Below are 22,459 nucleotides of genomic sequence, written 5' to 3'. Positions count from 1 at the left end.
CCGGTCAGAGGCTCAGCAGTTGATCGGTGACCGCCGCCAGCCGCTGGCGCACCTCCGGGTCGTACGTCCCCTCGTGAGCCCGGGACGGGCTCGTCCCGTCGAAGTACCCGCCCGTGCCCAGGTCCTGGGTCGCCAGGGCCAGGACACCCGGGGCCCCGTCGGCGACCGTGTTCCAGGGGGCGACCCCGCCCTCGCGCACCATCGCCGTGTCCATGAAGGTCGCCGGATGGAGCACGTTCACGGCCACACCGGTGTCCGTCAACTCCTCGGCCAGGGCGAAGGTATGGGCCGCCAGGGCGAACTTGGCCCGTCGGTACGCCGCGAAGCCGTCGTATCCGCGCCGGAACTCCACGTCGTCGAAGTCGAGGGGCTCCTGGCCGGCCGAGCCGACGTTGACGACCCGGGCCGGTGTGTTCGCGCGCAGCACCGGGAGCAGGGCGAGGGTCAGCGTCACGGGAGCCAAGTAGTTGACGGCGAGCCGTAGTTCATGTCCGTCGGCGCTCAGCGCGCGCCCCGCGCCGGGCGGGCCCGCCCCCACGCCCGCGTTGTTGATCAGCACGTCCAGGTCGGGGTGTGCGTCGGCGACATGCGCGCCCAGCTCGCGCACCTGCGTCAGCGAGGCCAGATCGGCGACGAACCCTTCGGCGTCACCCTCCGTGCGCAGCTCCTCCACCAGGTGTTCCGTACGGCGCGGATCGCGTCCGTGCGCGAGCACGACGTGCCCCGAGCGAACCAGCTCGAAGGCCACGAACCGGCCGAGACCGGAGGTGGCGCCGGTGATGAGAATCGTGGACATGCCTCCACCGTAGGCACGTGGTGGAGGCAGGTGCGAGGTGCTGCCGAGGCTACGACCAGCAGGGTCAGTCTTCCTCTTCCGCGAGGACGCGCTGGGCGGCCGCGAACGCCGAGTTCGCCGCCGGTACCCCGCAGTACACGGCCGTCTGCAGCAGTACGGCTCCGATCTCCTGAGGCGTCAGCCCGTTGCGCCGCGCCGCCCGTACGTGCATGGCCAGCTCGTCGTAGTGGCCGTGCGCGACCAGCGCCGTCAGGGTGATCATGCTGCGCTCGCGGCGGGTGAGGGTCGGGTCCGTCCAGATCTCGCCCCAGGCGTAGCGCGAGATGAAGTCCTGGAAGCGTGCGGTGAACTCGTTCTGCCGGGCCTGCGCGCGGTCCACATGCGCGTCGCCGAGCACCTCGCGCCGCACCTCCATGCCCCGCTTGGCACCCCCGTCGAAATGGGCCCGCAGCGCCGTCAGCACGGCCTCCGGGCACTGGGCCGGCGCCAGGTGCGAGGCCCCCGGGATCTCGACGAGCGCGGCACCCGGCACGGCGTCCGCGATCTCCCGCAGATGCGCGGGCGGTGTCGCGGGATCATCGCGGCCGGCGATCAGCAGCGTGGGCGAGGAGATCCCCGGCAGCCGGTCACGCAGGTCGAAGGCGGCGAGCGCGTCACAGCAGGCGGCGTACGCGGCGGGATCGGCGTCCCGGTGGTCCTGGACCAGCTCCGGCACGGTGAAACCGGATGTGAACCAGCGGGTGTTCGCGTTCTCGGCGAGCCCCGACAGCCCTTCGCGCCGCACCAGCGCGGCCCGCTCCTCCCACGGCTGCGCACCGTTGAAGTGCGCCGACGAACAGACCACGGCCAGGGACGCGACTCGCTCCGGGTGGTGCACGGCGAGATGCAGCCCCACCGCACCGCCGAGCGACACACCCGCGTACGCGAACCGCTCGATGCCGAGCGAGTCGGCGAGCGCGAGCACGAGGTCGGCCAGGTCGCCGACCGTCGCTCCGGCCCCGATGAGATCGGCCGCCGAGCCGCCGTGCCCGGGCAGGTCCCAGCGCACCACACGATGCGTGATCGACAGCTCGGGCGCGACCTTGTCCCAGAGGGCGGACGACGTGCCGAGCGAGGGCCCGAGCAGCAGCGGGGGAGCGGAAGCGGGCCCCTCGGTGCGGTGGTTGAGGAGTCTGTGGGTCAACGTCGCTCCAGAGCACGGTCGGTGAGGGCTCCGGCGGAGCCGGTGTAGTGGGTGGGGTCGAGGTCGACGTCCGCCAACTCCGGTGCCTGTGCCAGGGGGCGTCCCTCGGACGCCAGCCGGGTGAGCAGTTCCTTGGCGCGCGCACGGCCCAGCACCGGCGCCAGCTCGGCGGACAGCCGCTCGGAGACGATCAACCCGTGGGTGAGATCCAGGTGTTCCCGCATGACATCGGGGCGCACCCGCAGCCCCTCGGTCAGCTCGACGGCGTCGCCCGCGGCCCCGCCGACCAGCCGCAGCAGCTCCCGCAGCGGCTCCCACTCCGCGTGCCAGGCCCCGGCCGGCCGCTCGTCCTCCGCCGCCAGCGCCCCGTACAGCGTGGCCGCCAGCTGAGGCGCCCGCCGCGCGGCGGACGCGATGAGGGTGGACCGTACGGGATTGGCCTTGTGCGGCATGGCGGAGGAGCCCCCGCCACTGCCCTCCGCGACCTCGGCGATCTCGGTGCGGGACAGGGTCAGGACGTCCGCGGCGACCTTGCCGAGCGCACCGGCCGTGAAGGCGAGGCACCCCGCGAGATCGGCGATGGGCGTGCGCAGGGTGTGCCAGGGCAGATCGGGCACGCGGAGGCCGAGTTCGCCGGCGTACGCCGCCGCAAGCGCGGTCGGATCGCTCGCGCCGTACGCCCCGAACGCCGCCAAAGTTCCGGCCGCACCGCCGAGTTGGGCGGGCAGCGAGTCCCGTACGGCCGTCACCCGGTCCCGCGCGTCGAGGACCAGCGCCCGCCATCCGGCCGCCTTCAGCCCGAACGTCGTCGGTACGGCGTGCTGGGTGAGCGTCCGGCCCGGCATCGCGGTGTCGCGGTGCTCGGCGGCCAGCCGGGCCAGCGCCCGCTCCGTACGGCCGAGGTCGCCGAGGAGCAGGTCGAGGGTGCGCACGCCGACCAGCATCGTCGCCGTGTCCATGATGTCCTGGCTGGTCGCGCCCCGGTGGACATAGGGGCCGTACTCGTCGCCGACCGTCTTCGTCAGGTCCGCCACCAGGGGGATGACCGGGTTGCCGCCGGTGCGGGCGCGCTCGGCCAGGGAGCGTACGTCGAAGCGATCGGCGTCCGCCGCCTCCGTCACCGCCGACGCCGCCTCGGCCGGGGCGAGGTGCAGGGCGGCCTGGGCCCGGGTGAGGGCGGCCTCCGCGTCGAGCAGGGCCTGGAGGTAGGCCGTGTCGCCGGTCGCGTGTGCGGCGGGGGAGCCTGCCCACCCGGGGGCGAGCAGGCCGGTGTCGTCGGAAGCGGCAGAAGTCACTGGAACTCCAGGAAGACCGTCTCGCCTTCGCCCTGAAGGCGGATGTCGAAACGGTATGTGCCGTCGCCCCGGTCCTCGGCGATCAGCGTGTCGCGTCGCGCCTCGTCGAGCCGGGCGAGCAGCGGGTCGGCGGCCAGCGCCGCGTCGTCGCCCGGCAGATAGATCCGGGTGAACAGGTGCACCAGCAGCCCGCGCGCGAACACGCACACGCTGATGTACGGCGCGCTGTGCCCCCGCGCCCCGGGCCGCAACGTCCGCGCGGTCCAGTGACCGTTTGCGTCCGTCTGGATCCGCCCCCAGCCCGTGAACTCCAGCCCGTTGCGGCCCAGGAAGCCGCCGCTCGCCGGGTCGCGCCGCATCGAGCCGTCGGTCTGCGGGACATTGCCGTCCGGGTCAGCGCCCCAGAGTTCCACGAAGGCGTCCGGGAGCGGGTTGCCCTCGCCGTCGAGGACGTACCCCTGCAGCGCGATCGTGTCCGGGTGGCCGACGGGCGCGATGTCGCCGCCGCCGGGGAACGGCAGGGCGTGGCCGTAGAAGGGGCCGACCGTGTGCGACGGAGTGGGGAACACGGTCTCCGGGCGGCTCGTGTCGATCTTCGTCATGGCAGGTCAGCGTCCTTCTTCGATCCAGGTGGCGTGCGGCCCGTCGAGCACGATGTCCCAGTGGTAGCCCATCGAGAACTCCGGCACCGACAGGCTGTGGTCGTACGTCGCGACCAGCCGCTGCCTGGCCGCGTCGTCCGTCACCGACTGGATGATCGGGTCGTACGGGAACAGCGGGTCGCTGGGGAAGTACATCTGCGTCACGAGCCGCTGGGTGAACGCCGTGCCGAACAACGAGAAGTGGATGTGGGCCGGCCGCCAGGCGTTGACGTGCTGGCGCCACGGGTACGGGCCCGGCTGGACGGTGGTGAAACGGTAGAAGCCGCTGTCGTCCGTCAGCGTGCGGCCGACGCCCGTGAAGTTCGGGTCCAGCGGGGCGTCGTGCTGCTCACGCTGGTGCGCGTAGCGGCCGGCCGAGTTCGCCTGCCAGATCTCGATGAGCTGCCCGCGGATCGGACGGCCGTCGCGGTCGAGGAGGCGGCCCTCGACGGTGATCCGCTCACCGATCGGCTCACCGGTGTGCTGCCGGGTGAGGTCGTTGTCGATCTCGGTGATGTCCCGCTCCCCGAAGGCGGGGGAGTGCAGCTCCACCAGCTCCGGGTCCTTGCTGACGTCGATGGTGATCGGCGGCTGCTTGGGGTGGCGCAGGACCGAGGAGCGGTACGGGGCGTAGTCGCGGCGCGGGTGGTGCTCGACGGGGGCCCCGTCGGCGACCCGCTTCTCGTACGCGGCGTGCTCGGCCGCGATCTCCTGGTCGATGTCGTGCTGCGTGAGAGTCATGGGGATTCCTGGGGTTCCTGGGGGTTCCTCGGGGGGCTCAGCGTTCGAGGACGAGGGCGAGGCCCTGGCCGACGCCGATGCAGAGGGTGGCGACGCCGATTCCGCCGCCCTTGCGGGCGAGTTGGTGGGCGACGGTGCCGGCGAGGCGGGCTCCGGAGGCGCCGAGGGGGTGGCCGAGGGCGATGGCGCCGCCCCGGGGATTGAGGATCGCCGGGTCGAACTCGGGCCATTCGGCGACGCAGCCGAGCACCTGGGCGGCGAAGGCCTCGTTGAGCTCCAGCACGTCCAGGTCGGCGAACGTCCTGCCCGCCTTGGCCAGGGCCCGGTTGACGGCTTCGACGGGGGCGAGGCCGAAGTAGTGCGGGTCGAGGGCGTTGACGCCGGTCGCCGAGATGCGGGCGAGGGGTTCGCGGCCGGTGGCCTTCAGGCCCTCCTCGTCGGTCAGCAGCAGGGCGGCGGCGCCGTCGTTGAGGGGGGAGGCGTTGCCCGCCGTGACGGTCCCCTCCAAGGTGCGGAAAGAGGGCTTGAGCTTGGCCATCGCCGCGAGGGAGGCATCCGCGCGGACGCACTCGTCGGCGGCGAAGAGGACCGGGTCGCCCTTGCGCTGCGGGATCGGGACGGGGGCGAGTTCGGCGTCGAACAGGCCCGCCTGCTGGGCTCGCGCGGCCTTCTGGTGCGAGGCGAGCGCGAACTCGTCCTGCTGCTCCCGGCTGATCTTGTGCTTCTCCGCGATGAGCTCCGCGCTCTCGCCAAGCGGGACGGTCCACTGCGGCTCCATCCTCGGGTTGACCATCCGCCAGCCCAGGGTCGTGGAGTAGAGCTCGGCGTGCCCGGCCGGGAACGGCCGGTCCGACTTGGGCAGCACATACGGCGCCCTCGTCATCGACTCGACCCCGCCGGCCACGGCGATGGAGGCGTCCCCGACCGCGATGGCGCGGGCCGCCTGGATGACCGCTTCGAGGCCGGAGGCGCACAGGCGGTTGACGGTCACGCCGGGCACGGACGTGGGGAGCCCGGCGAGGAGGGCTGCCATACGGCCGACGTTGCGGTTCTCCTCGCCGGCGCCGTTGGCGTTGCCGAAGTAGACGTCCTCGATCCGGGACGGATCCAACTCCGGGGTGCGCGCGAGGAGTTCACGGATGGCGTGGGCGCCGAGGTCGTCCGGGCGGACGGAGGCGAGGGCGCCGTTGTAGCGGCCGATCGGGGTGCGGACCGCGTCGACGATGTACACCGGGTTCAGGTTCACAACAGGCCCTCCGCGATCGTCAGCTTGGCGTCGGTCTTGGCGATGATCTCGTCAACGGTCACACCCGGCGCGGTCTCGACGAGCACCAGACCGTCGGGCGCCACGTCGAGCACGCCCAGGTCGGTGATGATCCGGTTCACGCACGCCTTTCCCGTGAGCGGCAGCGCGCACTCGCTGAGGATCTTCGACGAGCCGTCCTTGGCGGTGTGGGTCATCACGACGATGACCGTGCGGGCTCCGTGCACGAGGTCCATCGCCCCGCCGATCCCGGTGATCATCTTGCCGGGGATCGCCCAGTTCGCCAGGTCGCCGGTGGCGGAGACCTGCATGGCGCCGAGTACGGCGACATCGATGTGCCCGCCCCGGATCATCGAGAACGACAGGGCGGAGTCGAAGAAAGAGGCGCCGGGCAGGACGGTGACGGTCTCCTTGCCGGCGTTGATCAGGTCCGGGTCGACCTGGTCCTCGGTCGGGTAGGGGCCGGTGCCCAGGATGCCGTTCTCCGACTCCAGGATCACCTCCACGCCCTCCGGCAGGTAGTTCGGGATCAGCGTCGGCAGCCCGATGCCGAGATTGACGTACTGCCCGTCCTGCAGCTCGCGCGCGGCCCGCGCGGCCATCTCTTCCCGCGTCCACGCCATTACCGGCTCACCGTCCCTCGTGCCCCAGGCGCGGAAATCGTGCGCTGTTCGATGCCCTTGTCGGCGGCCTGCTCCGGCGTGAGAGCCACCACCCGCTGGACGAAGATCCCCGGCAGATGCACGGCGTCCGGGTCGATCCCACCCGGCTCCACCAGCTCCTCCACCTCGGCGATCGTCACCCGTCCGGCCATCGCGGCCAGCGGGTTGAAGTTCCGGGAGGACTTGTTGAACACCAGGTTCCCGTGCCGGTCACCCTTCGCCGCCCGCACCAGCGCGAAATCGGTGCGGATCCCGCGCTCCAGCACGTACTCGGTGCCGTCGAACTCCCGCACCTCCTTCGGCGGCGAGGCGAGTGCGACGCCACCCTCACCGTCGTAACGCCACGGCAGCCCGCCCTCGGCGACCTGCGTGCCCACCCCGGCCGGCGTGTAGAACGCCGGGATCCCGGCGCCGCCGGCCCGCAGCCGCTCCGCCAGCGTGCCCTGCGGGATCATCTCGACCTCGAGCTCCCCGGCCAGATACTGGCGGGCGAACTCCTTGTTCGCGCCGATGTAGGAGCCCGTCACCCGAGCGATCCGCCCGGCGGCCAGCAGCACGGCCAGACCGGACTCCATCGCCCCGCAGTTGTTGGAGACCACCGACAGCCCGGACACACCGCGCTCGTACAGCGCCCGGATCAGCACGTTCGGCACGCCACTCAGCCCGAAACCACCCACCGCCAGCGACGCACCGTCGCCGACATCGGCCACCGCCTCCAAGGCTGTGGCGACCACCTTGTCCATCCGCGAAGCCCCATCTCTTCCGAGCTCCCAGCACCCGGATTAGTCAGGGCACTGATTATTTGTGCGAGGTTCCCTCTCACGCTGCCACTGGAGCGTAAAGCCCGTCAAGGCCTCGGCAAATGCGAGTCGCGATCGAGTGCGTGCACCGCAGACAGTCACGCAGGGGCCAGGTATCGTTCAGTGCACCGACGAATACGACCAGGGAGCGCGCATGGCCGCCGTGGACCTCACGACCCACCCCGGGCATCTGGCCCGGCGGCTCCAGCAGGCGCACTACCTGCTCTGGAACACGATGGTCTCCGAGGAGATCACCTCGCCCCAGTTCGCCGTGCTCAACACGCTCGTCGCCGAGCCGGGCCTGGACCAGCGGACCGTGGGGGAGCGGGTCGGGCTCGACCGGTCCACCATCGCCGAGGTGATCAGCCGGCTCGGCCGTCGCGGGCTGCTCGACAAGGTGCGCGACCCTCAGGACGGCCGCCGTTTCCTGCTGCGCCTCACGGACGAGGGGCTGCGCACGCACAAGAAGCTGACCGTGCGCACCGCCCGGATGAACCAGGTCTTCCTCGCCCCGCTCTCCGCCGAGGAGCAGACGCTGTTCTTCGACCTGATCCGGCGGGTCGCGGACGCGGCGGAGGGTCTCCGCAATCCGGCTGCACCCCTCGTCGCGCAGCCGTGACCGCCGTCCCCACCCCTTCTCGCCCGCAAGCAAGTCACCAGGCCGCTCAGGGTGCCGTCGCGAACACCACCCACACCTGGCCGCGCTGGAAGTTCATCGGCTTGCCGTCGCGGGTGGTGAACGTCGTCCCGTCCGTGGCCTTCGGGCGCTTCCACCGCACGTCGTCGTAGGCGCGTCCGTCGCGCAGCACCGACGCGGTGCCGGAGCCCACCGTCTCGGTGAACGGCGTCCGGTTGCCGCGGGAGTCGTGGAACTCGGACTCGCGTACCTTCACGTACTGCACGACGACCGTTCCGGCCGTCACCCGCCGCCCGTCCGTCGTCCTGGCGGCCGTACCGTCCATGGCGACCAGCCAGCGGCCCTCGCGCCCGGACCAGGTGAACGTGTACCGGGCCGCCGGGAAGCGCACCGTCCGTGAGGTCTCGGCCTTGCCGCCCGCGGGGGCGGCGCCGAAGTGGAAGCCGGTCGTCAGGGCGTCTTTGCCCGGCGCCGACGGCATCAGCCGGTCGGGCCGCAGATAGAGGTTGTGCGGCGGGCTCTTGTCCGGGCCGCGGAAGTAGGCGTCGGACGCCTTGCCGGGCGGCTCCGCCCACAGCGGCGCCTGGTCGATCAGCGGCAGGAGCTTGCCCTGCGCCCCGGAGAAGGCGAGCGTCGGCCGGTCGAACTGGCCCAGCAGCTCGAGGTCGGTCTCGCGGGCGCTGCGCACCGGCCCGATGACCTTCGGCAGCTTCTGCGCGTACACCGCCATCAGGCGGCTCAGCCCGGCCTCGACCTGCTCGACGTACACGATGTCCGCCTCGTTCAGACCGGTGTGGGGTCGGGCGGCGCGGACGTTGTCGATCTTCACGGCGAGCACCGACTCACGGGCCTGCCGGCCCGCGCTCTCACTCTGCTCCGATGCCTGTCCTTGGCCGCGACCGTCGTCGCGTGGGCCGCCGGACGTCGTACAGCCGGCCGCCAGGGAAGCGGCGAGTACGGCAGCCAGCAGCGCCGTCGTCGTGGTGCGTCTCGTGTGTGCCGCTGGTTGCCTGGCCATCGTGGTCACCCGTCGCCATCCCCCGGTCTGTCTCATTAATTGTGTGCTTATCAGTTCATGTGTGCCCATGCCTGCATGGCTTCGCCCGTCCGTGTTCCATTCGCCGATCGGCCCGGACGCGGGCAGCCAGTCGACGGATTCGGCCGCGCAGCGGTGGGGTACCCGGCGGCCACCAGATGACCGGACGCGCACAAGTGACGGAGGGAGCGCGCGGCGATGAGGGCAGTGACCTGGCAGGGCAAGCGCGATGTGCGCGTGGAGAACGTGCCGGATCCGCGGATCCAGGAGCCGACGGACGCGGTCGTCCGCATCACGTCCACCGGACTGTGCGGCTCCGACCTGCATCTGTACGAGGTGCTCACCCCGTTCATGACCCCGGGCGACATCCTGGGCCACGAGCCGATCGGCATCGTCGAGGAGGTCGGCGCCGCGGTGCCCGACCTGCAGGCGGGAGACCGGGTCGTGGTGCCGTTCCAGATCGCCTGCGGCAACTGCTGGATGTGCCTGACCGGGCTGCCGACCCAGTGCGAGACCACCCAGGTCACCGGCGAGGGCATGGGCGCCGCCCTGTTCGGTTACACCCGCCTGTACGGCTCGGTGCCGGGTGCCCAGGCCGAGTACCTGCGGGTCCCGCAGGCGCAGTACGGCCCGATCAAGATCCCGGAAGGTCCGCCCGACGACCGGTTCGTCTATCTCTCCGACGTTCTGCCCACCGCCTGGCAGGCCGTCAGCTACGCCGAGATCCCGGAGGGCGGCAGCATCGCCGTGCTCGGCCTCGGCCCCATCGGAGACATGGCCTGCCGGGTCGCCCAGGTGCGCGGCGCCGGGCGCGTGTTCGGCGTGGACCTGGTGCCCGAGCGGCTTGAGCGGGCGCGTCAGCGGGGCGTGGAGACGTACGACCTCAGGAGCTTCCACGACGAGAAGGAACTCGTCGCCGCCATCCGCGACGAGACCGACGGCCGAGGCCCCGACGCCGTGATCGACGCGGTCGGCACCGAGGCCCACGGCAGCGCGGCCGCCCGGCTGGCCCAGCAGGCCTCGGCGATGCTGCCCCGCAAGTTGAGCGGTCCGTTCGCCGAGCGCTTCAGCGTCGACCGGCTCGCCGCCCTGCACACCGCCATCCACCTGGTCCGGCGCGGCGGCACGATCTCCCTGTCCGGCGTGTACGGCGGGACCGCGGACCCGCTGCCGATGCTCACCCTCTTCGACAAGCAGCTCCAGATCCGGATGGGCCAGGCCAACGTGCGCCGCTGGAGCGACGACATCCTGCCGTACCTGACGGACGACGACCCGCTCGGCGTCGACGACTTCGCCACCCACCGCGTGCCGCTGAGCGACGCCCCGCACGCGTACGAGATGTTCCAGCGCAAGCAGGAGGGCGCGGTCAAGGTGCTGATGCAGCCCTGATGCGGGCGCTGCGGCCGAAACCCTGACTCAGGCTTGCGGCGACTGAGGCCTGCGGCGCCTGAGGCCTCGGCGTCTCAGGCCTGAGGCGCGAAGATCTCCGCGAGGTCGTAGCGGACCGGCTCCTCCAACTGTGCGTAGGTGCAGCTCTCGGGGGTGCGGTCCGGTCGCCAGCGGCGGAAACGGGCCGTGTGCCGGAAGCGCACGCCGTTCTCCATGTGGTCGTAGGCCACCTCGGCCACCCGCTCCGGTCGCAGCGGCACCCAGGACAGGTCCTTCTTGCCCGACCAGCGGCTCGGCGCGCCCGGCAGCCGGGCCGACTCATGGGCCGCCTCCTCGGCCCAGGCCGCCCACGGATGCCCCTCGGCATCCGCCATGCGCAGCGGCTCCAGCTCCTCGATCAGCTCGGCGCGCCGCTTCATCGAGAAGGCGGCCGACACGCCCACGTGCTGGAGGGCGCCCTGGTCGTCGTGGAGACCGAGCAGCAGGGAGCCGACGACCGGCCCGCTCTTGTGCAGGCGGTACCCCGCGACCACGACGTCCGCCGTCCGCTCGTGCTTGATCTTGAACATGGCGCGCTCGTCCTGGAGATAGCGCAAGGTGAGCGGCTTGGCGATGACACCGTCCAGCCCGGCCCCCTCGTACTGCTCGAACCACCCCTCGGCCGTCTCGATGTCGGTCGTCGCGGGCGCCACGTGCACCGGCGCCGTCGCTCCGGTCAACGCCATGGTGAGCAGGGCCCGCCGGTCCGCCAGCGGAGTCTCCAGGAGCGACCGGTCAGCCAGCGCCAGCAGGTCGAAGGCCACGAACGACGCCGGGGTCTTCTCGGCCAGCATCCGCACCCGGGAGTCGGCCGGGTGGATGCGCTCGGTGAGCGCGTCGAAGTCCAGCCGCCCCTCCCGCGCGATCACGATCTCCCCGTCCAGCACGCACCGCTTGGGCAACCGCTCCTTCAAGCCCGCCGCCAGCTCGGGAAAATACCTGGTCAGCGGCTTTGTGGTACGGCTTCCCAGCTCGACCTCGTCCCCGTCCCGGAACACGATCGCCCGGAACCCGTCCCACTTCGCCTCGTACTGCATGCCCGGCGGGATCTTCGCCACCGACTTGGCGAGCATCGGCTTCACGGGCGGCATCACCGGAAGGTCCATGGGCCTTCACCTCCCCTTACTACTGAGGGTGACCAGACAGTTCGTTCTCATTGTTTCTCGTCAATTCCGGTGGATTCTCCTTGCGGAGTGCCCTCATCCGTGCCTTGATCTTGTCGAGTAGCGTCCCCGAGGAGACCGCTCAGTCCCTGCTCAACGGCCGCCCTGGTCGACTCGTCCGAGTCGGGCCATAGATGCCCGTACACGTCCAGTGTGACGGCCGCCGACGCGTGGCCAAGCCGCTTCTGGACGACCTTGACGGACTCCCCGTGCTTGATCAGCAGTGAGGCGTACGTGTGGCGGAGCGTATGCAGCGTGGTCCCTGCCGGAATCTGCTCTGCGCCCTGGTCGGCAAGGATCTTGTTCGCGTCGCCCACCATCTTCCGCCATGTCCTCGCCCACGGCGAGCGCTGCACCGGTTCACCCGAAGCCGTCGTGAACACCAGCCGTACCCGGCGCTCCCGCCGGTTGCCGTCGGTCGTGTCGGCCATGGTTTGAGAACGTGCCGGGTACCCCTTCAGGTGGGCGCTCAGGACATCCGTGACGGCCACCGGCACCGGAACCACCCTGCGGCTACTGGACGACTTCACAGGAGCGATATGGACGCCCTTCCCGTCGATCACGGACACCTGCTGTCGTACGACGATCTCCCCGTCCCGGACGTGCCCCGGTTCGAGTCCGAACAGCTCACCCTGTCGCAAGCCCGACGCCGCCGTCAGCAGGATTGCAGCCCGGTACCGATCGGGTGCGGCATCGGCCAGCGCGGCCACCTGGGCGACCGAAAGGGGAACGATCTCCTTCGTCGGTACGGTCGGCAGCCGGACACGGTCCGCGCGGCCTCTGGAGTCGCAGGGGGACAGCGGTATGTACTCACCGACGGCCCAGGCGAACACGGCTCGCAGCGTTCCGTACACGACTTCGAGTGTGGAAGGGGCGAGGACGGCGGCCCGGTCAGTCACCCACGCCTGTATGTCCGGCTTGCGGATGGCCCCGATTTCCAGGTCGCCGAACGTCGGAAGGATGTGCCGCTTCAGGGCGCGGTCGGTGTTCGCGAGCGTTGAAGGTCGGTGCTGAATTCCGCTCGCAGTCTGCCATTTGGCGGCAACTTCCCGGAAAGTGGTCCGAGTTGTGGCCGGGTTGATGTAAGTCCCTTTATCCATCGAAGATTTGAGTTCTGCCGCGTACCTGTGGGCGTCGGGCTTCCGCTTGAAAAGCTTCTTCCGCTGCTGTCCCTGAGGGTCCCTCCAGCGGACCGCCCAGCGGAGTTCCGTCCCATGGTCGGCGGACGGGTACGGGTAATCCCTCGAACCGCACTTGCATTCCTCGACGCCATCGGCGGCCGGGGTCCGGCGGTGCCACCGGTCGGCTATCTGCACTGCTCTGGTCATTGCGCTGCGCCCCTCTCGCACGGGCACGATGTGGCTTTCCAAGTGTGACACGACGGCCGGGCCGCAGGACGTCGTGCCCGTGTCCGGCACTCTTCCCAAGGGTGTTTTGGCTCTTTCAATGCATCGCAATCCTTAACTACATTCTCCACTGCTAACTGTGTGGCGAGTATCGAGTTAAGCGCGACAGGCATCCGAAAACGTTAAACAGCAACACATTCGAGAGTTAGCAACGCGTGACATGCGTCACTTTCAATGAGTCAACTGCCCATCGTGCTAAGCGAGTTGCCTTTTCTAATTAATGCGGACGCTTCATGCGGTTTACCGTGCGGCGGCTACCGGCGATATTGCCGATAGGGGAGAACCGGAGTAATCAGTAAGCGAAAGCGAAGGGCTGTAGTCAATGAAGAAAATGATCTCGCCGAAGGAACTCGCCGAATTCCTCGGTATGTCGCTACAGACGATCTACGAGTGGAACCACGCGGGGACCGGGCCGAAGTACCGCCGCTTCGGGAAGCACGTCCGGTACGCCCCTGAGGACATCGCCGCTTGGCTCGAAAGTCGCCGCGTCGACCGCAGTGACCGGACGGGGGCGGCGTGACGACGAGCCAGGCCAACCCCGGCGACTGTCGACGTTCGACCCCATCCAGTGGCTCGGCGGACGCGAGCCGACGACTCGGGAGGGGGTCCTGGTCGCGTACGCCGCTTGGCGCCGGGCGCGGAGAGACCAGTGGCACCAGCACGCGCCGCACGGCGTACCGCCGCCTAGCGCTTGGGAAGAGGCAAGGGCGCTCTCAGAGGCACTGGCCCGGCTCCGTCAACTCCCGTAATCCGCAAGCAAATCCCCTGGCCTCAGCAGAAAGGGAAACCCCAATGAAGAACCTCAACCATCGCTACGAAGCCGTGCTCGACATCGTGCTGCACCACTTTGTGCCCGTTCGCTGGGAGCTGAGCGTCGGCGACGTGCACGTGGCGGGCGACCTCGAAGCCGTCGACGTTGTGGTGACCCCCACCATCCCGACCATCCACGAGCGTGAGCGCCTCCTCGCTGAGGCCGGTTTCGTCTCCGCCCTGCACCCCGACTACGACCCCGAGGACGGCCAGGGGTGGAAGTGGCGCGAGGAGTCGCCGCTGGCCGGAGTCCCCGAGGGGGTAATCGACCTCCGCGCCACGCTGCCCGTGCTGCCGATCGCCGAGTACGCCGAGCGTGGGTCTCTGCTGCTGGCCGAGGCGTGAGACCCGACCAGACATGACACCGCTCTCGGCGGGTGAACCGGGAGCGGCATCCCACATCCATCACGACCCGCTGAAAGTCGAGACGATGATCCGTTGGACACCAATAATAATACCGCCTCGCGTACCAGCCTCGCCGTCGCCGATCCGCAGGCACTGGCACATGATCGAACCCGCATCCTTGCGGCCCATGCCGCGATGCTGCCGACCGAGGAGGCCAGGGTCCGCGCGTTGGTCGAGCCCGGTTACCTGGGCACGTACGAAACGGCGCTGCTCGTCGCCATGGACCGACGGACGACGGAGGGCGACTCATGGCGTCCGGTCGACCTCGCGGCTGTCCTCGAAGGCCGCTACGAGACGCCCAGGGCGACCGTGGGAGCCCGGGACGATGGGGTCGGCCTCTTCTACCCGGGCCGTATCCACTCGGTGTCCAGCGAGTCCGAGGGCGGTAAGACGTGGTTCCTGCTGACCGGGTGCGCCCACGAGTTGGCCGCAGGGAACCGCGTCGTCTACCTCGACTTCGAGGACGACGAAGGCGGCATCGTCGGGCGGTTGCTCACCCTAGGGGTGCCGGCTGACCACATCCGGGACCGCTTCCACTACTTCCGCCCGTCGGAGCCGATCTGGCAGGGCCCCGGCCATCTCGACGCTCTGCTCGCCGACACACGGCCGACCCTCGCTGTCATCGACGGCGTGACCGAGGCCATGACCATGCACGGGCTCAACCCACTCGACAACGCCGATGCAGCCAGGTTCGGGCGAGTCCTGCCACGCCATGTCGCCGCCTGTGGGGCAGCAGTGGTGGCCGCCGACCACGTCACGAAGAGCAGCGAAGGAAGGGGCCGCTACTCCCTGGGCGCGGTGCACAAGCTCAACGGCCTGAACGGAGCGGCCTACGTCATCGAGAACCGGGTGGCCTTCGGGGAGGGGCGTACCGGGCGCTCCACGGTCTATGTCGCCAAGGATCGCCCGGGACAGCTCCGGAAGCACGCTCTGCCGACCAGGGCGCCGGGGGTGGAGTGGTTCGCTGACTTCGTCATGGAGGCCCACCCCGAGGGCTTCAACGAGGCAGTGATTACCGCGCCCGTTGAGAAGGCCGAGGGCCTATTCCGGCCCACCAAGATCATGGCCAAGATCAGCGACCTCTTGGCGAGCCACCCGGACGGGCTGTCCAAGAACGCCATCGAAACCATGATCGGCGGTAAAGCGGCCACCGTACGGACGGCGCTGGAACTGCTCGTCGGCGATGGCTACGTGTCGCAGGACAAGACCCCCAAGGGATACATCCACACCCATGTCCGGCCATTCCCAGGCTGAGCTTCGTCCCTCGTCCCACCTCGTCCCGGGACGAAGCTTCGCCACCTCGTCCCCTCGTCCCCACCTATAGGACGAGGACGAGGACGAAGTACCGACGAGGTCGACAGTGACATCCGACTTCGTCCCTGATCTTGAGTACGAAAGGAAACATCGTGATCACCACACTCATCCATTTCGATGCCGAATTCGCCAACGGCAATCGCGTCACGACGCTGCCCGTAGTCGCCTGGTCGGCTGAGGGATACGCCCTTGTCGTAGACGGCCCCGCCGGTCGCCTGGTCGAGGCAAGGTCGCTGCCTGGATTCATGGGCGTCAGCGAATCCCTGTACCGCAGCACGAAGGGCGCTTCTGGAGGCCCGGAGTTCAAAGGGGGGCGGTGATGGCCATTCCAGTCGCCCAAGACCCCATGGCTGTATTCCGCTCCGCCGTCCGCCGCGTCGCCGCAATGCCCCCGCCGAGGCGCTGGGCGCCGCTCTCCGGGCCTTTCGTGAGGCACTCATGGTGATGGGCCCGCTGTTGACTCCCGGGACGCCCAGGACGGCTGCTATCCGCCGCGTGCTCGTGGTCGGCCTCACCCGGGGGGAGGGATTTCTCCTCGAACGCGAGAAGAGGGCCGGTCTCGAATTGCTGGCCGAACTCGACGGAACTCGACGATGCCCGTGCTCACAAGGGAAATCGGAGTCGGACGGAACTTCGGAAGTTCCGGAGGGGGAAAACGGAGACGATGTGATCTGTGTGGCTGAGGCTGCCCAGACCCTGGGCGTCTCGGACTCCTACATACGACGCATAGCCGAGGACAGACTCGGCGGGCGCAAGGTGAAGGGCAAGTGGCAGCTTTCGAGGCTGCTGGTCATGGACGAGAGGAAGCGGCAAGAGGAGAGGGAGGAGGGTTAACGGCATGGAGAGGAAATCGTACGATCCGGCGGACATCGAGCTTAAATCGACCGGCAAGGGTGAAGTGGTGGCGGCGTTCAGCATCTTCAACGAGGTCGACAGTGACCTCGACGTCGTGCTGCCGGAGGCTATCCCGCACGGCGTTGAAGTACCGATGTCCGCTTATAACCACAAGAGCTGGGGAGACCAACTTCCCGTCGGGAAGGGTGTTGTCAGCGTCGACGGCCTACGGGCGACATTCACCGCGAACTTCTTTGACACTATGGGAGGACGAGACACTCACGAGACGCTTAAGCAGCTCGGCCCGCTGGCTCGTTGGTCGTGGGGGTTCGACGTGGTCGACAGTGAGCGCGGCACGTTCAACGGTCAGCGCGTGAGGTTTATAAAGAAGGTGCGGCTCTACGAAGTCAGTCCCGTTCTTCGCGGCGCGAACGATAATACGCGCACGCTGGCGATTAAGAGCGCGAACACGCAACGGGCGATCCTCGAAAGCGCGAAGAGGCAGCTCGACCAGTTTGAACTGGAGGACATGAAGCGCCGGTTCGAGGCCGAGATGTGCACTGCCCAACTGGTCGAAGCCAAAGACCGGTTCACTCGCGAACACGGCACCGGCTACAGCACCATCGCGGAATCGGCGGTCGACATCGACGTCAAAGCCGCAGCCTGGGGGGCCAGCGCACGATATGCGCCGCGCTTGGGGATCAACCCCGACGCCGTTATCGTGCGCTGGTTCTCTCCGGAGATCGACTCCGGCCGGGTGACAAGGTTCGGGGACAAGGTCGACGGTGACGGGTGGGCTGACTTCTACAGCATGCCGGGGACCGTCATTTACGGACTGACCCGACCCAACCTGGAGCCCAGGACGATCCGGCTGAACGCCGAACTCAGCCCCGTCGAGGCAGTCTTCACGACCGGCCACGAGATTGCCCACCTTGCCGGAAGGGATGAGGCCGGGGCGCGTGAGTTCGAAGCCCAGATACGCAGAGAGGCAGCAGAATGACCAACGACGACAGGCGGCGCGGACCGAGCAGGACGGAGCTTGCCCAACAGGCCGTGAAGAAGGCCCTGTATCTATCGGATGATCTTCATGAGCTGGAGGACTCAAACCAGCGTGCCCTCCTTCGAGGCACAATCTTCTGCCGGGACATCCCCGAGTCGCGCTACCTCCTTGCCGCAATTGAGCGTGCGAAGGATATTGCCCGAGCGGAGGTGGAGCGCTGATGGCGGCCCGTCGAACTGCTAAGAGGGCAGCGCCCGTTGACAATGCCGGCGCCCAGTGTCCGAAGCCCGGTCCCTGCGGTGACGGGTACGCCATCATGGGGAAGATGGGCGCCCATGCGGGCGAGCCCATCGCCTACTTCTGTGTGACTCACGGCCGGAATGAGTTGGTCGTCCATCGCCCAGAACCCGAACCGCTGACCGCCGAGGAACAGAAGGTCGTTGACGCGCACGCCCCGTTGATTACCGAAGCGGAAGCCCGACAGACTGAGGCCGAGGCCAACTACGAAGCGGCTGTGCAGCAGTGGGCCGACGCGTCGCTCGCCCTTCAGGCCGCCGAGAGGGCGGACGCCGAAGCGTCGTGGAGCGCTCAATACTCGGGGCGGCGGGTGAGGCACGATCCCGGCCTCGGAGTGAAAGCCCGTGCCGCCCAGAGTGACGCCCGACGCGAACTGGACGACAGGGAGCGGGAATTGTCCCGTGCGCGTGGTGCTGCATCTCGGGCGATCGCTCGTGCTGAGGCGGAGAGGCGAGTTGCCAGGGACAAAGCTGCTTGGCCGGAGCTGTACAGCGGCGAATAGCGGGCGGCGCGAAATCTCGGATAAGTGGCTTGGGGTAGGGGTGCCCGCGCCCTACCCCAGGGTGCCGCCCACGCCCCCCACCTCCCGTACCCCCTGCATGAGTACCACCTAACAGCACGACATGACACAACGATCAAGAAAAGAACTTTAACTTCATCACTTTGAAGTCACAAAAACTCTCTTCAATCGTTCGAGGCTCACCAGGCTGAGAGCCCCTTAATGCATGGGGATGCAGATGGTCAGGAATGGGGGGAGGGGGTCCCCAAGATCATTGTGAAAACGACCCGACCCGACCTCGACCGCGTTTTTTCCCGCGCAACGAAAAAAGCTGGGATGGCTGCGTCCCTGGAGCCCTGGCCGGGTGGTCAAGACATCGTGCCGTCGTCGTCCAAGGCGGTCTGGGCTGCCTCAATGAACGCATCTACTGCCATATCCAGCTTTTGTAAGCGATCATTGGCGTGCTGAAACGCTGTCCTCAGAAAATCAACCCTATAGGGTGTGCCGACAATTGACGCCAATGAAGTGGCTAGCGCAAAAGAGTGGTTGCAGACTCTTCTGGCGGTTGTTGTTACATCTTTCGGGCCAGCGAGTTGGACCTTCGTTAGGGTTTTCATGACGTTGTTGTGGAGTCTGTAGCAATCCCCCAATAGGGAAGTGGTATCTCTGACGCCTGACGATTGGAAGTGTCGGCCCAGTTCATCTCCATCCTCTGGAGGGTCTTCCTCGAACAAGGGCGCGGCGTGCGCCATCTGCTCCCCGACCGTCGCTATGAACTCCTCATAGACTGTGTGCCGCGCATCTCGACGTTGCCGCCGATGCTCGCCTCGCGCCGCGATCTTCGCCTGCTCGCGTGCCGACCATCCGGTGGCGAACGCTGCCCCGGTCGTCGCGACCGCCCCCGCCAGCGCACCCAGTACTGCTGCCAACCCTGCATCCATGGAGGGGAGTTTGGCATCTAGGCAACTGCCAGGACCTCAGTCCAGGGCGTCGAGAGCGGCAGCAATCAGGGAACGTGCCGCAGCGCCCCGGACGGCGCTTGCCGACAGCCGATCAAAGGCGCGCGCATACAGAGTCACGGTGCTGGGCCGCACGTGCGTCGCGGCAGCGTCCAGGGAGTCGGCGTGCACTCGCGCGTCGTCGAAGACGGTGAACGTCGCCATGGGCCAGATGCCCCGCTCAGCCGCGAAGGGGATTACGCCGAGGGAGACGGACGGCAGCGCCATCACCGAGAGCAGGTGACCAAGCTGCGCGGCCATGGTTTCGGCGTCGCCGATCCGATGGCGGAGCACCGACTCTTCGAGGACGATCGCGAATCGGTGGTCGCCCTGGTGGATCACCGAGTTGCGGCGCATGCGAGCCTCCACGGCCTCTGTGACGTCGTCCGGCGTTCCCCGGAAGGTTGCGATGGACTTCAGGAGCGCCGTGGCGTATCCGGGCGTCTGGAGGAAGCCGGGGACGACGTCGGAGCAGTAGACGCGGAACTGACGGGTGCGCTCGTAGAGGTTCGCGCCGGACTCCTGCAAGCGGCGTAGGCCGGTGCGCTGGAGACGGCGCCACTCGACGTACATCTCCGCCGACTGGCGGTTCGCGGCAATCAGGTCTGGCGCCTGGTCGAATGCTTCGCACGCCTCGCACCACGCACGGATGTCCTCGTCGGATGGTGGTGTTCGGGCATTCTCGATGCGACCGGACTTCGACTCGTGCCAAGAACACCGGGCGGCCAGCTCACGTTTCGTGAGTCCAGCGTCCAGGCGGATCTCCCGCAAACGCGCGGCGAGTGCTTCGCGAGCCCGTTGGACGCTGGACGAGGGGTGTGGAGACATGAACTGGCCCTGGTGGTGCGTTAGTTCTCGGCGCCGGCGTTGCCAACGTCGTACACCTCGTGGGGTGTTGCGCGTTCCCATGCGGCTTCGAACGCGGCCGACAGGTGCTTGATCAGCGCAGGGTCCTCGGTGAACTCGTCCTCAACCACTGCGCCTGCACCGTCGAAGTGGTGCACGCGCGCCAAGCGATTCTCGAAGATCCAGAAGTCGTTGCCAGGAAGACACAAGTCGGTTGTCCGTCGCCGGGACAGCCAGCGCACGTCCTCACCGGCCTCGATCAGCTCGCGGGTCACGTAGTGCTCCCAGCGGATGTACTCGCTCACGGGCTCGGAGACCACCCGCGCCCGACGGATCACGACTCCTCGGTCGACGGTGTCGGCGATCGTCTGGAGGTAGGAGTCCCACCAGGAGTCGCGGTCCTCCCAGTTGATCCGCTCCCCACGCCTCCACGCTTCGAAGCGATCGGTCGGCGCGTAGCTATCCCTCAGCTCCAGATGTACGGCGGAGTGCTCGCAGCGGGCCAACAGCTCAGCGAAGCTGGGATTGCTCGACGGCATCGCATGCCTCCCTGATCAGCGGGATCATCCGTGCGGGAAGCCTGATGATCGCCTCGGTTTCCGGCACGGGACCGTTCGCGGGGCTGGACCCCTCGCAGGCGGTCTGTGTGGCCGCGTCCGGCTTCCATCCCTGCAACAAGATCTCCTGTGCTTCCGCGTCGGCCCACACCGTAGGGCAGTGGTCGCGGTCGGTGTCGGGGTCGATGCCCACGAACTGTACAGACATGCCGGGCTCCCTCGTCTGGGCACTTGCTCGGACTTGCACGAGCATCGCTGAACAGGTCAGAGAGCGTCAACAGTGCTATGTGGCCGCCGAATTGGCATGCAAGTTGATGCAAGTTCGTTGAGCCGTGCTCCCCGCCGTTCCTAGCGTCGCTGAACACGGAGCACAGCCAAGTCGGGGAGACACGATGGCAGTCACAAAACACAAGAGCACGCAGGAAGCACCAGTTGTGCTGCCGGTTGGTCTGACCGCATGGCTCCTGGACTGTGCCCCTGTGAGGGACTGCGAGACCTGCCAGTCCGAGTGGCAGCGCCTTCGCGCCGCGAAGGACCGGGGCGACATTACGCAGGCGAGCAAGCACGCAAGCAGGGTCCGCGACCATGCCGGGGGCGGGCACTGATGCCAATGGACATGCAGACCTACCGTGACGGCCGTAAGGCGGCCACGGACGCGGCGGAGGCCATCCGCGAGGCCCTGGCAGGGCTCGGCCTCCCCGAAAGCGTCTGGGGCAGCGTGCGCCCGATGGTGACCCACAGCGGCAAGCCGTACGTGCACCTCGGCATGGTGCGCGCGGACGTGGCCGAGCGGATGGCAGAGGCCATGCAGGCTCCGGCCGAGGCCGTTGAGTAGACGTGGCTCCGGACCAACTCCGTTTGTCAGTACGGGATGCCACAATCCTGTCATGGGCGAAGAGCTGCGTTCATTGGACGACATTCTGGAGAGTCCGAACCTGCCGGACGAGGAGTTCCATCGCATCCGCTGCGAGAAGGTACTCGGCACCACAGCGATCCTCTTGCATCAGCAGGGAACCACCCGCTCAGCCGAGTTGGCTGACATGCTCCTTGAGGTCACGTCCCTAGACCTCGACTACCAGGGCTCTGACTGGAACGTCCCCCAGTTCGCTGCCTACCTCGAAGTTGAGCCCCATCTCAGGTCGCGGTTCACCGACGACATCATCAGGGACATCTCCAAGGTCATGGATGACGCGGTGGCCAAGGACCCGTTCGCTATCCAGTCGCTTGAAGTGCGAGCGCTGGTGCCACGCATCGGCGCGGACTGGAGGCAGCAGCTCAAGGCCGCCAATGGTCAGCAACCGACCAATCAGGCCCGTCGCGTGCGGCTGGAGCCTCAGCATCCGACCGAAGATGGCCTTCACTTCACCAATGAGTGGGAGTGGAGGGTGTACAGGGTGCTGAAGGAGCGGCAGGCGGCTCTGCCAGACAATGACACGATCGGCATCCTCCCGCTCCCCGCGATGAAGGTCCTCAAGCCCGCCTGCGTCGAACCCGACTTCCTGATCACCTACCGTGGGCGGGCTGGGATCATCGAGGTGGACGGCCCTTACCACAAGGGCATGCGCTCGGATGATCACAGCCGGGAGCGGCTGTTGCGTAACGCGGGCATCAAGCAGATCGACCGCATCGACGTACGGGACACCACCAAGAAGGAGGACGTCGAGAAGTTTGTGATCGACTTCCTGAAGCACCTGGCGGGATGAAGCCGCTCAGCTGTGCCAGGGGTCGCCGACAAGCGTGCGTGTGACCGACGTGCGGGTCGATGCGGCGAGCCAGCCGCCACAGCCCCGCGTTCTCTGCGGGTCATGCTGATCACTTCTCCGAGGGTCGCCCCCTGCGCTTGTCAC

Annotated in this window: 27 protein-coding genes; 12 read left to right on the top strand and 15 right to left on the bottom strand. The window is 68.2% G+C overall.

Features of this window, described 5'->3' with window-relative positions:
• Window positions 1-4: 4 nt before the first annotated feature.
• The 8 genes from IF78_RS0112525 to IF78_RS0112490 all read right to left on the bottom strand — a co-directional run bounded on the left by IF78_RS0112525 (window position 5) and on the right by IF78_RS0112490 (window position 7,325).
• Entirely contained in the window at window positions 5-796 is a 792-nt protein-coding gene (locus IF78_RS0112525) for an SDR family NAD(P)-dependent oxidoreductase (RefSeq protein ID WP_031480923.1), read from the bottom strand.
• Between the two features lie 64 nt (window positions 797-860).
• A complete protein-coding gene (gene pcaDC, locus IF78_RS0112520; protein WP_031480925.1) occupies window positions 861-1,979 on the bottom strand; it encodes a bifunctional 3-oxoadipate enol-lactonase/4-carboxymuconolactone decarboxylase PcaDC in 1,119 nt (372 codons plus the stop codon).
• Entirely contained in the window at window positions 1,976-3,274 is a 1,299-nt protein-coding gene (gene pcaB / locus IF78_RS0112515) for a 3-carboxy-cis,cis-muconate cycloisomerase (protein ID WP_031480928.1), read from the bottom strand. Before pcaB ends, pcaDC begins: the two co-directional genes overlap by 4 nt.
• Complete coding sequence (gene pcaG / locus IF78_RS0112510) at window positions 3,271-3,876, bottom strand: protocatechuate 3,4-dioxygenase subunit alpha (protein ID WP_031480930.1); 606 nt, start codon at window positions 3,874-3,876, stop codon at window positions 3,271-3,273. Before pcaG ends, pcaB begins: the two co-directional genes overlap by 4 nt.
• A gap of 6 nt (window positions 3,877-3,882) precedes the next feature.
• Window positions 3,883-4,656 carry a protocatechuate 3,4-dioxygenase subunit beta gene (pcaH, locus tag IF78_RS0112505; protein ID WP_031480932.1) on the bottom strand — a complete coding sequence of 258 codons (774 nt, stop codon included), beginning with the start codon at window positions 4,654-4,656 and terminating at the stop codon, window positions 3,883-3,885.
• 37 nt (window positions 4,657-4,693) lie between these two features.
• The gene (locus tag IF78_RS0112500) at window positions 4,694-5,896 is read right to left on the bottom strand and encodes a thiolase family protein (protein ID WP_031480934.1); all 1,203 of its coding nucleotides are present in this window, start codon (window positions 5,894-5,896) and stop codon (window positions 4,694-4,696) included.
• A 2-nt stretch (window positions 5,897-5,898) separates the two neighbouring features.
• Window positions 5,899-6,543 carry a CoA transferase subunit B gene (locus IF78_RS0112495; RefSeq protein WP_031480936.1) on the bottom strand — a complete coding sequence of 215 codons (645 nt, stop codon included), beginning with the start codon at window positions 6,541-6,543 and terminating at the stop codon, window positions 5,899-5,901.
• Window positions 6,543-7,325: a CoA transferase subunit A gene (locus IF78_RS0112490; protein ID WP_031480938.1), complete on the bottom strand. Its 783-nt coding sequence runs from the start codon at window positions 7,323-7,325 to the stop codon at window positions 6,543-6,545. Before IF78_RS0112490 ends, IF78_RS0112495 begins: the two co-directional genes overlap by 1 nt.
• A gap of 211 nt (window positions 7,326-7,536) precedes the next feature.
• Here IF78_RS0112490 and IF78_RS0112485 point away from each other — a divergent pair, with 211 nt between their 5' ends.
• A complete protein-coding gene (locus tag IF78_RS0112485) occupies window positions 7,537-8,001 on the top strand; it encodes a MarR family winged helix-turn-helix transcriptional regulator (RefSeq protein WP_031480940.1) in 465 nt (154 codons plus the stop codon).
• 46 nt (window positions 8,002-8,047) lie between these two features.
• Here IF78_RS0112485 and IF78_RS0112480 read toward each other — a convergent pair whose 3' ends face one another.
• Complete coding sequence (locus tag IF78_RS0112480; protein WP_031480942.1) at window positions 8,048-9,037, bottom strand: DUF3048 domain-containing protein; 990 nt, start codon at window positions 9,035-9,037, stop codon at window positions 8,048-8,050.
• Between the two features lie 216 nt (window positions 9,038-9,253).
• Here IF78_RS0112480 and IF78_RS0112475 point away from each other — a divergent pair, with 216 nt between their 5' ends.
• Complete coding sequence (locus tag IF78_RS0112475; RefSeq protein ID WP_031480944.1) at window positions 9,254-10,444, top strand: zinc-dependent alcohol dehydrogenase; 1,191 nt, start codon at window positions 9,254-9,256, stop codon at window positions 10,442-10,444.
• Between the two features lie 74 nt (window positions 10,445-10,518).
• Here the strand turns inward: IF78_RS0112475 and IF78_RS0112470 are convergent, their stop codons facing one another.
• Both IF78_RS0112470 and IF78_RS0112465 read right to left on the bottom strand, forming a co-directional pair.
• Window positions 10,519-11,589, bottom strand: coding sequence for an ATP-dependent DNA ligase (locus IF78_RS0112470; RefSeq protein WP_031480946.1), 1,071 nt, complete (start codon window positions 11,587-11,589; stop codon window positions 10,519-10,521).
• A 47-nt stretch (window positions 11,590-11,636) separates the two neighbouring features.
• Complete coding sequence (locus IF78_RS0112465) at window positions 11,637-12,974, bottom strand: tyrosine-type recombinase/integrase (protein ID WP_078662421.1); 1,338 nt, start codon at window positions 12,972-12,974, stop codon at window positions 11,637-11,639.
• A gap of 409 nt (window positions 12,975-13,383) precedes the next feature.
• Between IF78_RS0112465 and IF78_RS0112460 the strand changes: the two genes are divergently transcribed.
• From IF78_RS0112460 to IF78_RS0112425, 8 genes are all read left to right on the top strand, one after another.
• On the top strand, window positions 13,384-13,572 hold the full coding sequence (locus IF78_RS0112460) for a helix-turn-helix transcriptional regulator (protein ID WP_031498254.1): 189 nt from the start codon (window positions 13,384-13,386) through the stop codon (window positions 13,570-13,572).
• 272 nt (window positions 13,573-13,844) lie between these two features.
• A complete protein-coding gene (locus IF78_RS0112455) occupies window positions 13,845-14,207 on the top strand; it encodes a DUF6303 family protein (protein ID WP_031480950.1) in 363 nt (120 codons plus the stop codon).
• 93 nt (window positions 14,208-14,300) lie between these two features.
• Window positions 14,301-15,521: an AAA family ATPase gene (locus tag IF78_RS0112450; RefSeq protein WP_158751350.1), complete on the top strand. Its 1,221-nt coding sequence runs from the start codon at window positions 14,301-14,303 to the stop codon at window positions 15,519-15,521.
• Between the two features lie 152 nt (window positions 15,522-15,673).
• Window positions 15,674-15,901: a hypothetical protein gene (locus IF78_RS0112445; RefSeq protein ID WP_031498252.1), complete on the top strand. Its 228-nt coding sequence runs from the start codon at window positions 15,674-15,676 to the stop codon at window positions 15,899-15,901.
• Between the two features lie 175 nt (window positions 15,902-16,076).
• On the top strand, window positions 16,077-16,415 hold the full coding sequence (locus tag IF78_RS48370) for a hypothetical protein (RefSeq protein ID WP_209439677.1): 339 nt from the start codon (window positions 16,077-16,079) through the stop codon (window positions 16,413-16,415).
• A gap of 4 nt (window positions 16,416-16,419) precedes the next feature.
• On the top strand, window positions 16,420-17,415 hold the full coding sequence (locus IF78_RS44965; protein ID WP_051827748.1) for an HK97 family phage prohead protease: 996 nt from the start codon (window positions 16,420-16,422) through the stop codon (window positions 17,413-17,415).
• Window positions 17,412-17,636, top strand: a complete 225-nt coding sequence (locus IF78_RS0112430) for a hypothetical protein (RefSeq protein WP_031480956.1) — start codon at window positions 17,412-17,414, stop codon at window positions 17,634-17,636. The genes IF78_RS44965 and IF78_RS0112430 overlap by 4 nt, the downstream gene beginning before the upstream one ends.
• 104 nt (window positions 17,637-17,740) lie before the next feature.
• Window positions 17,741-18,214, top strand: a complete 474-nt coding sequence (locus IF78_RS0112425) for a hypothetical protein (RefSeq protein ID WP_158751346.1) — start codon at window positions 17,741-17,743, stop codon at window positions 18,212-18,214.
• Window positions 18,215-18,579: 365 nt separating this feature from the next.
• Here IF78_RS0112425 and IF78_RS48365 read toward each other — a convergent pair whose 3' ends face one another.
• Genes IF78_RS48365 through IF78_RS0112410 form a run of 4 tightly spaced genes read right to left on the bottom strand, consistent with a single transcriptional unit; the run spans window position 18,580 to window position 20,820 of the window.
• The gene (locus tag IF78_RS48365; protein WP_158751344.1) at window positions 18,580-19,152 is read right to left on the bottom strand and encodes a hypothetical protein; all 573 of its coding nucleotides are present in this window, start codon (window positions 19,150-19,152) and stop codon (window positions 18,580-18,582) included.
• 36 nt (window positions 19,153-19,188) lie between these two features.
• Complete coding sequence (locus IF78_RS0112420) at window positions 19,189-20,037, bottom strand: helix-turn-helix domain-containing protein (protein WP_031480960.1); 849 nt, start codon at window positions 20,035-20,037, stop codon at window positions 19,189-19,191.
• Window positions 20,038-20,057: 20 nt separating this feature from the next.
• Window positions 20,058-20,594, bottom strand: a complete 537-nt coding sequence (locus IF78_RS0112415; protein WP_031480962.1) for a DUF6879 family protein — start codon at window positions 20,592-20,594, stop codon at window positions 20,058-20,060.
• Window positions 20,566-20,820: a hypothetical protein gene (locus IF78_RS0112410; protein WP_031480964.1), complete on the bottom strand. Its 255-nt coding sequence runs from the start codon at window positions 20,818-20,820 to the stop codon at window positions 20,566-20,568. Before IF78_RS0112410 ends, IF78_RS0112415 begins: the two co-directional genes overlap by 29 nt.
• A 408-nt stretch (window positions 20,821-21,228) precedes the next feature.
• Here IF78_RS0112410 and IF78_RS0112400 point away from each other — a divergent pair, with 408 nt between their 5' ends.
• Together IF78_RS0112400 and IF78_RS0112395 are read left to right on the top strand one after the other, a co-directional pair.
• Entirely contained in the window at window positions 21,229-21,447 is a 219-nt protein-coding gene (locus IF78_RS0112400) for a hypothetical protein (protein WP_234439804.1), read from the top strand.
• Between the two features lie 52 nt (window positions 21,448-21,499).
• Entirely contained in the window at window positions 21,500-22,315 is an 816-nt protein-coding gene (locus IF78_RS0112395) for a hypothetical protein (protein WP_031480970.1), read from the top strand.
• Window positions 22,316-22,459: the final 144 nt, after the last annotated feature.

Source organism: Streptomyces bicolor, from assembly GCF_000719285.1.
GTDB lineage: Bacteria > Actinomycetota > Actinomycetes > Streptomycetales > Streptomycetaceae > Streptomyces > Streptomyces bicolor.
Note: the sequence above shows the minus strand (reverse complement) of the source record. Positions and strands in the feature narration are given on the sequence as shown.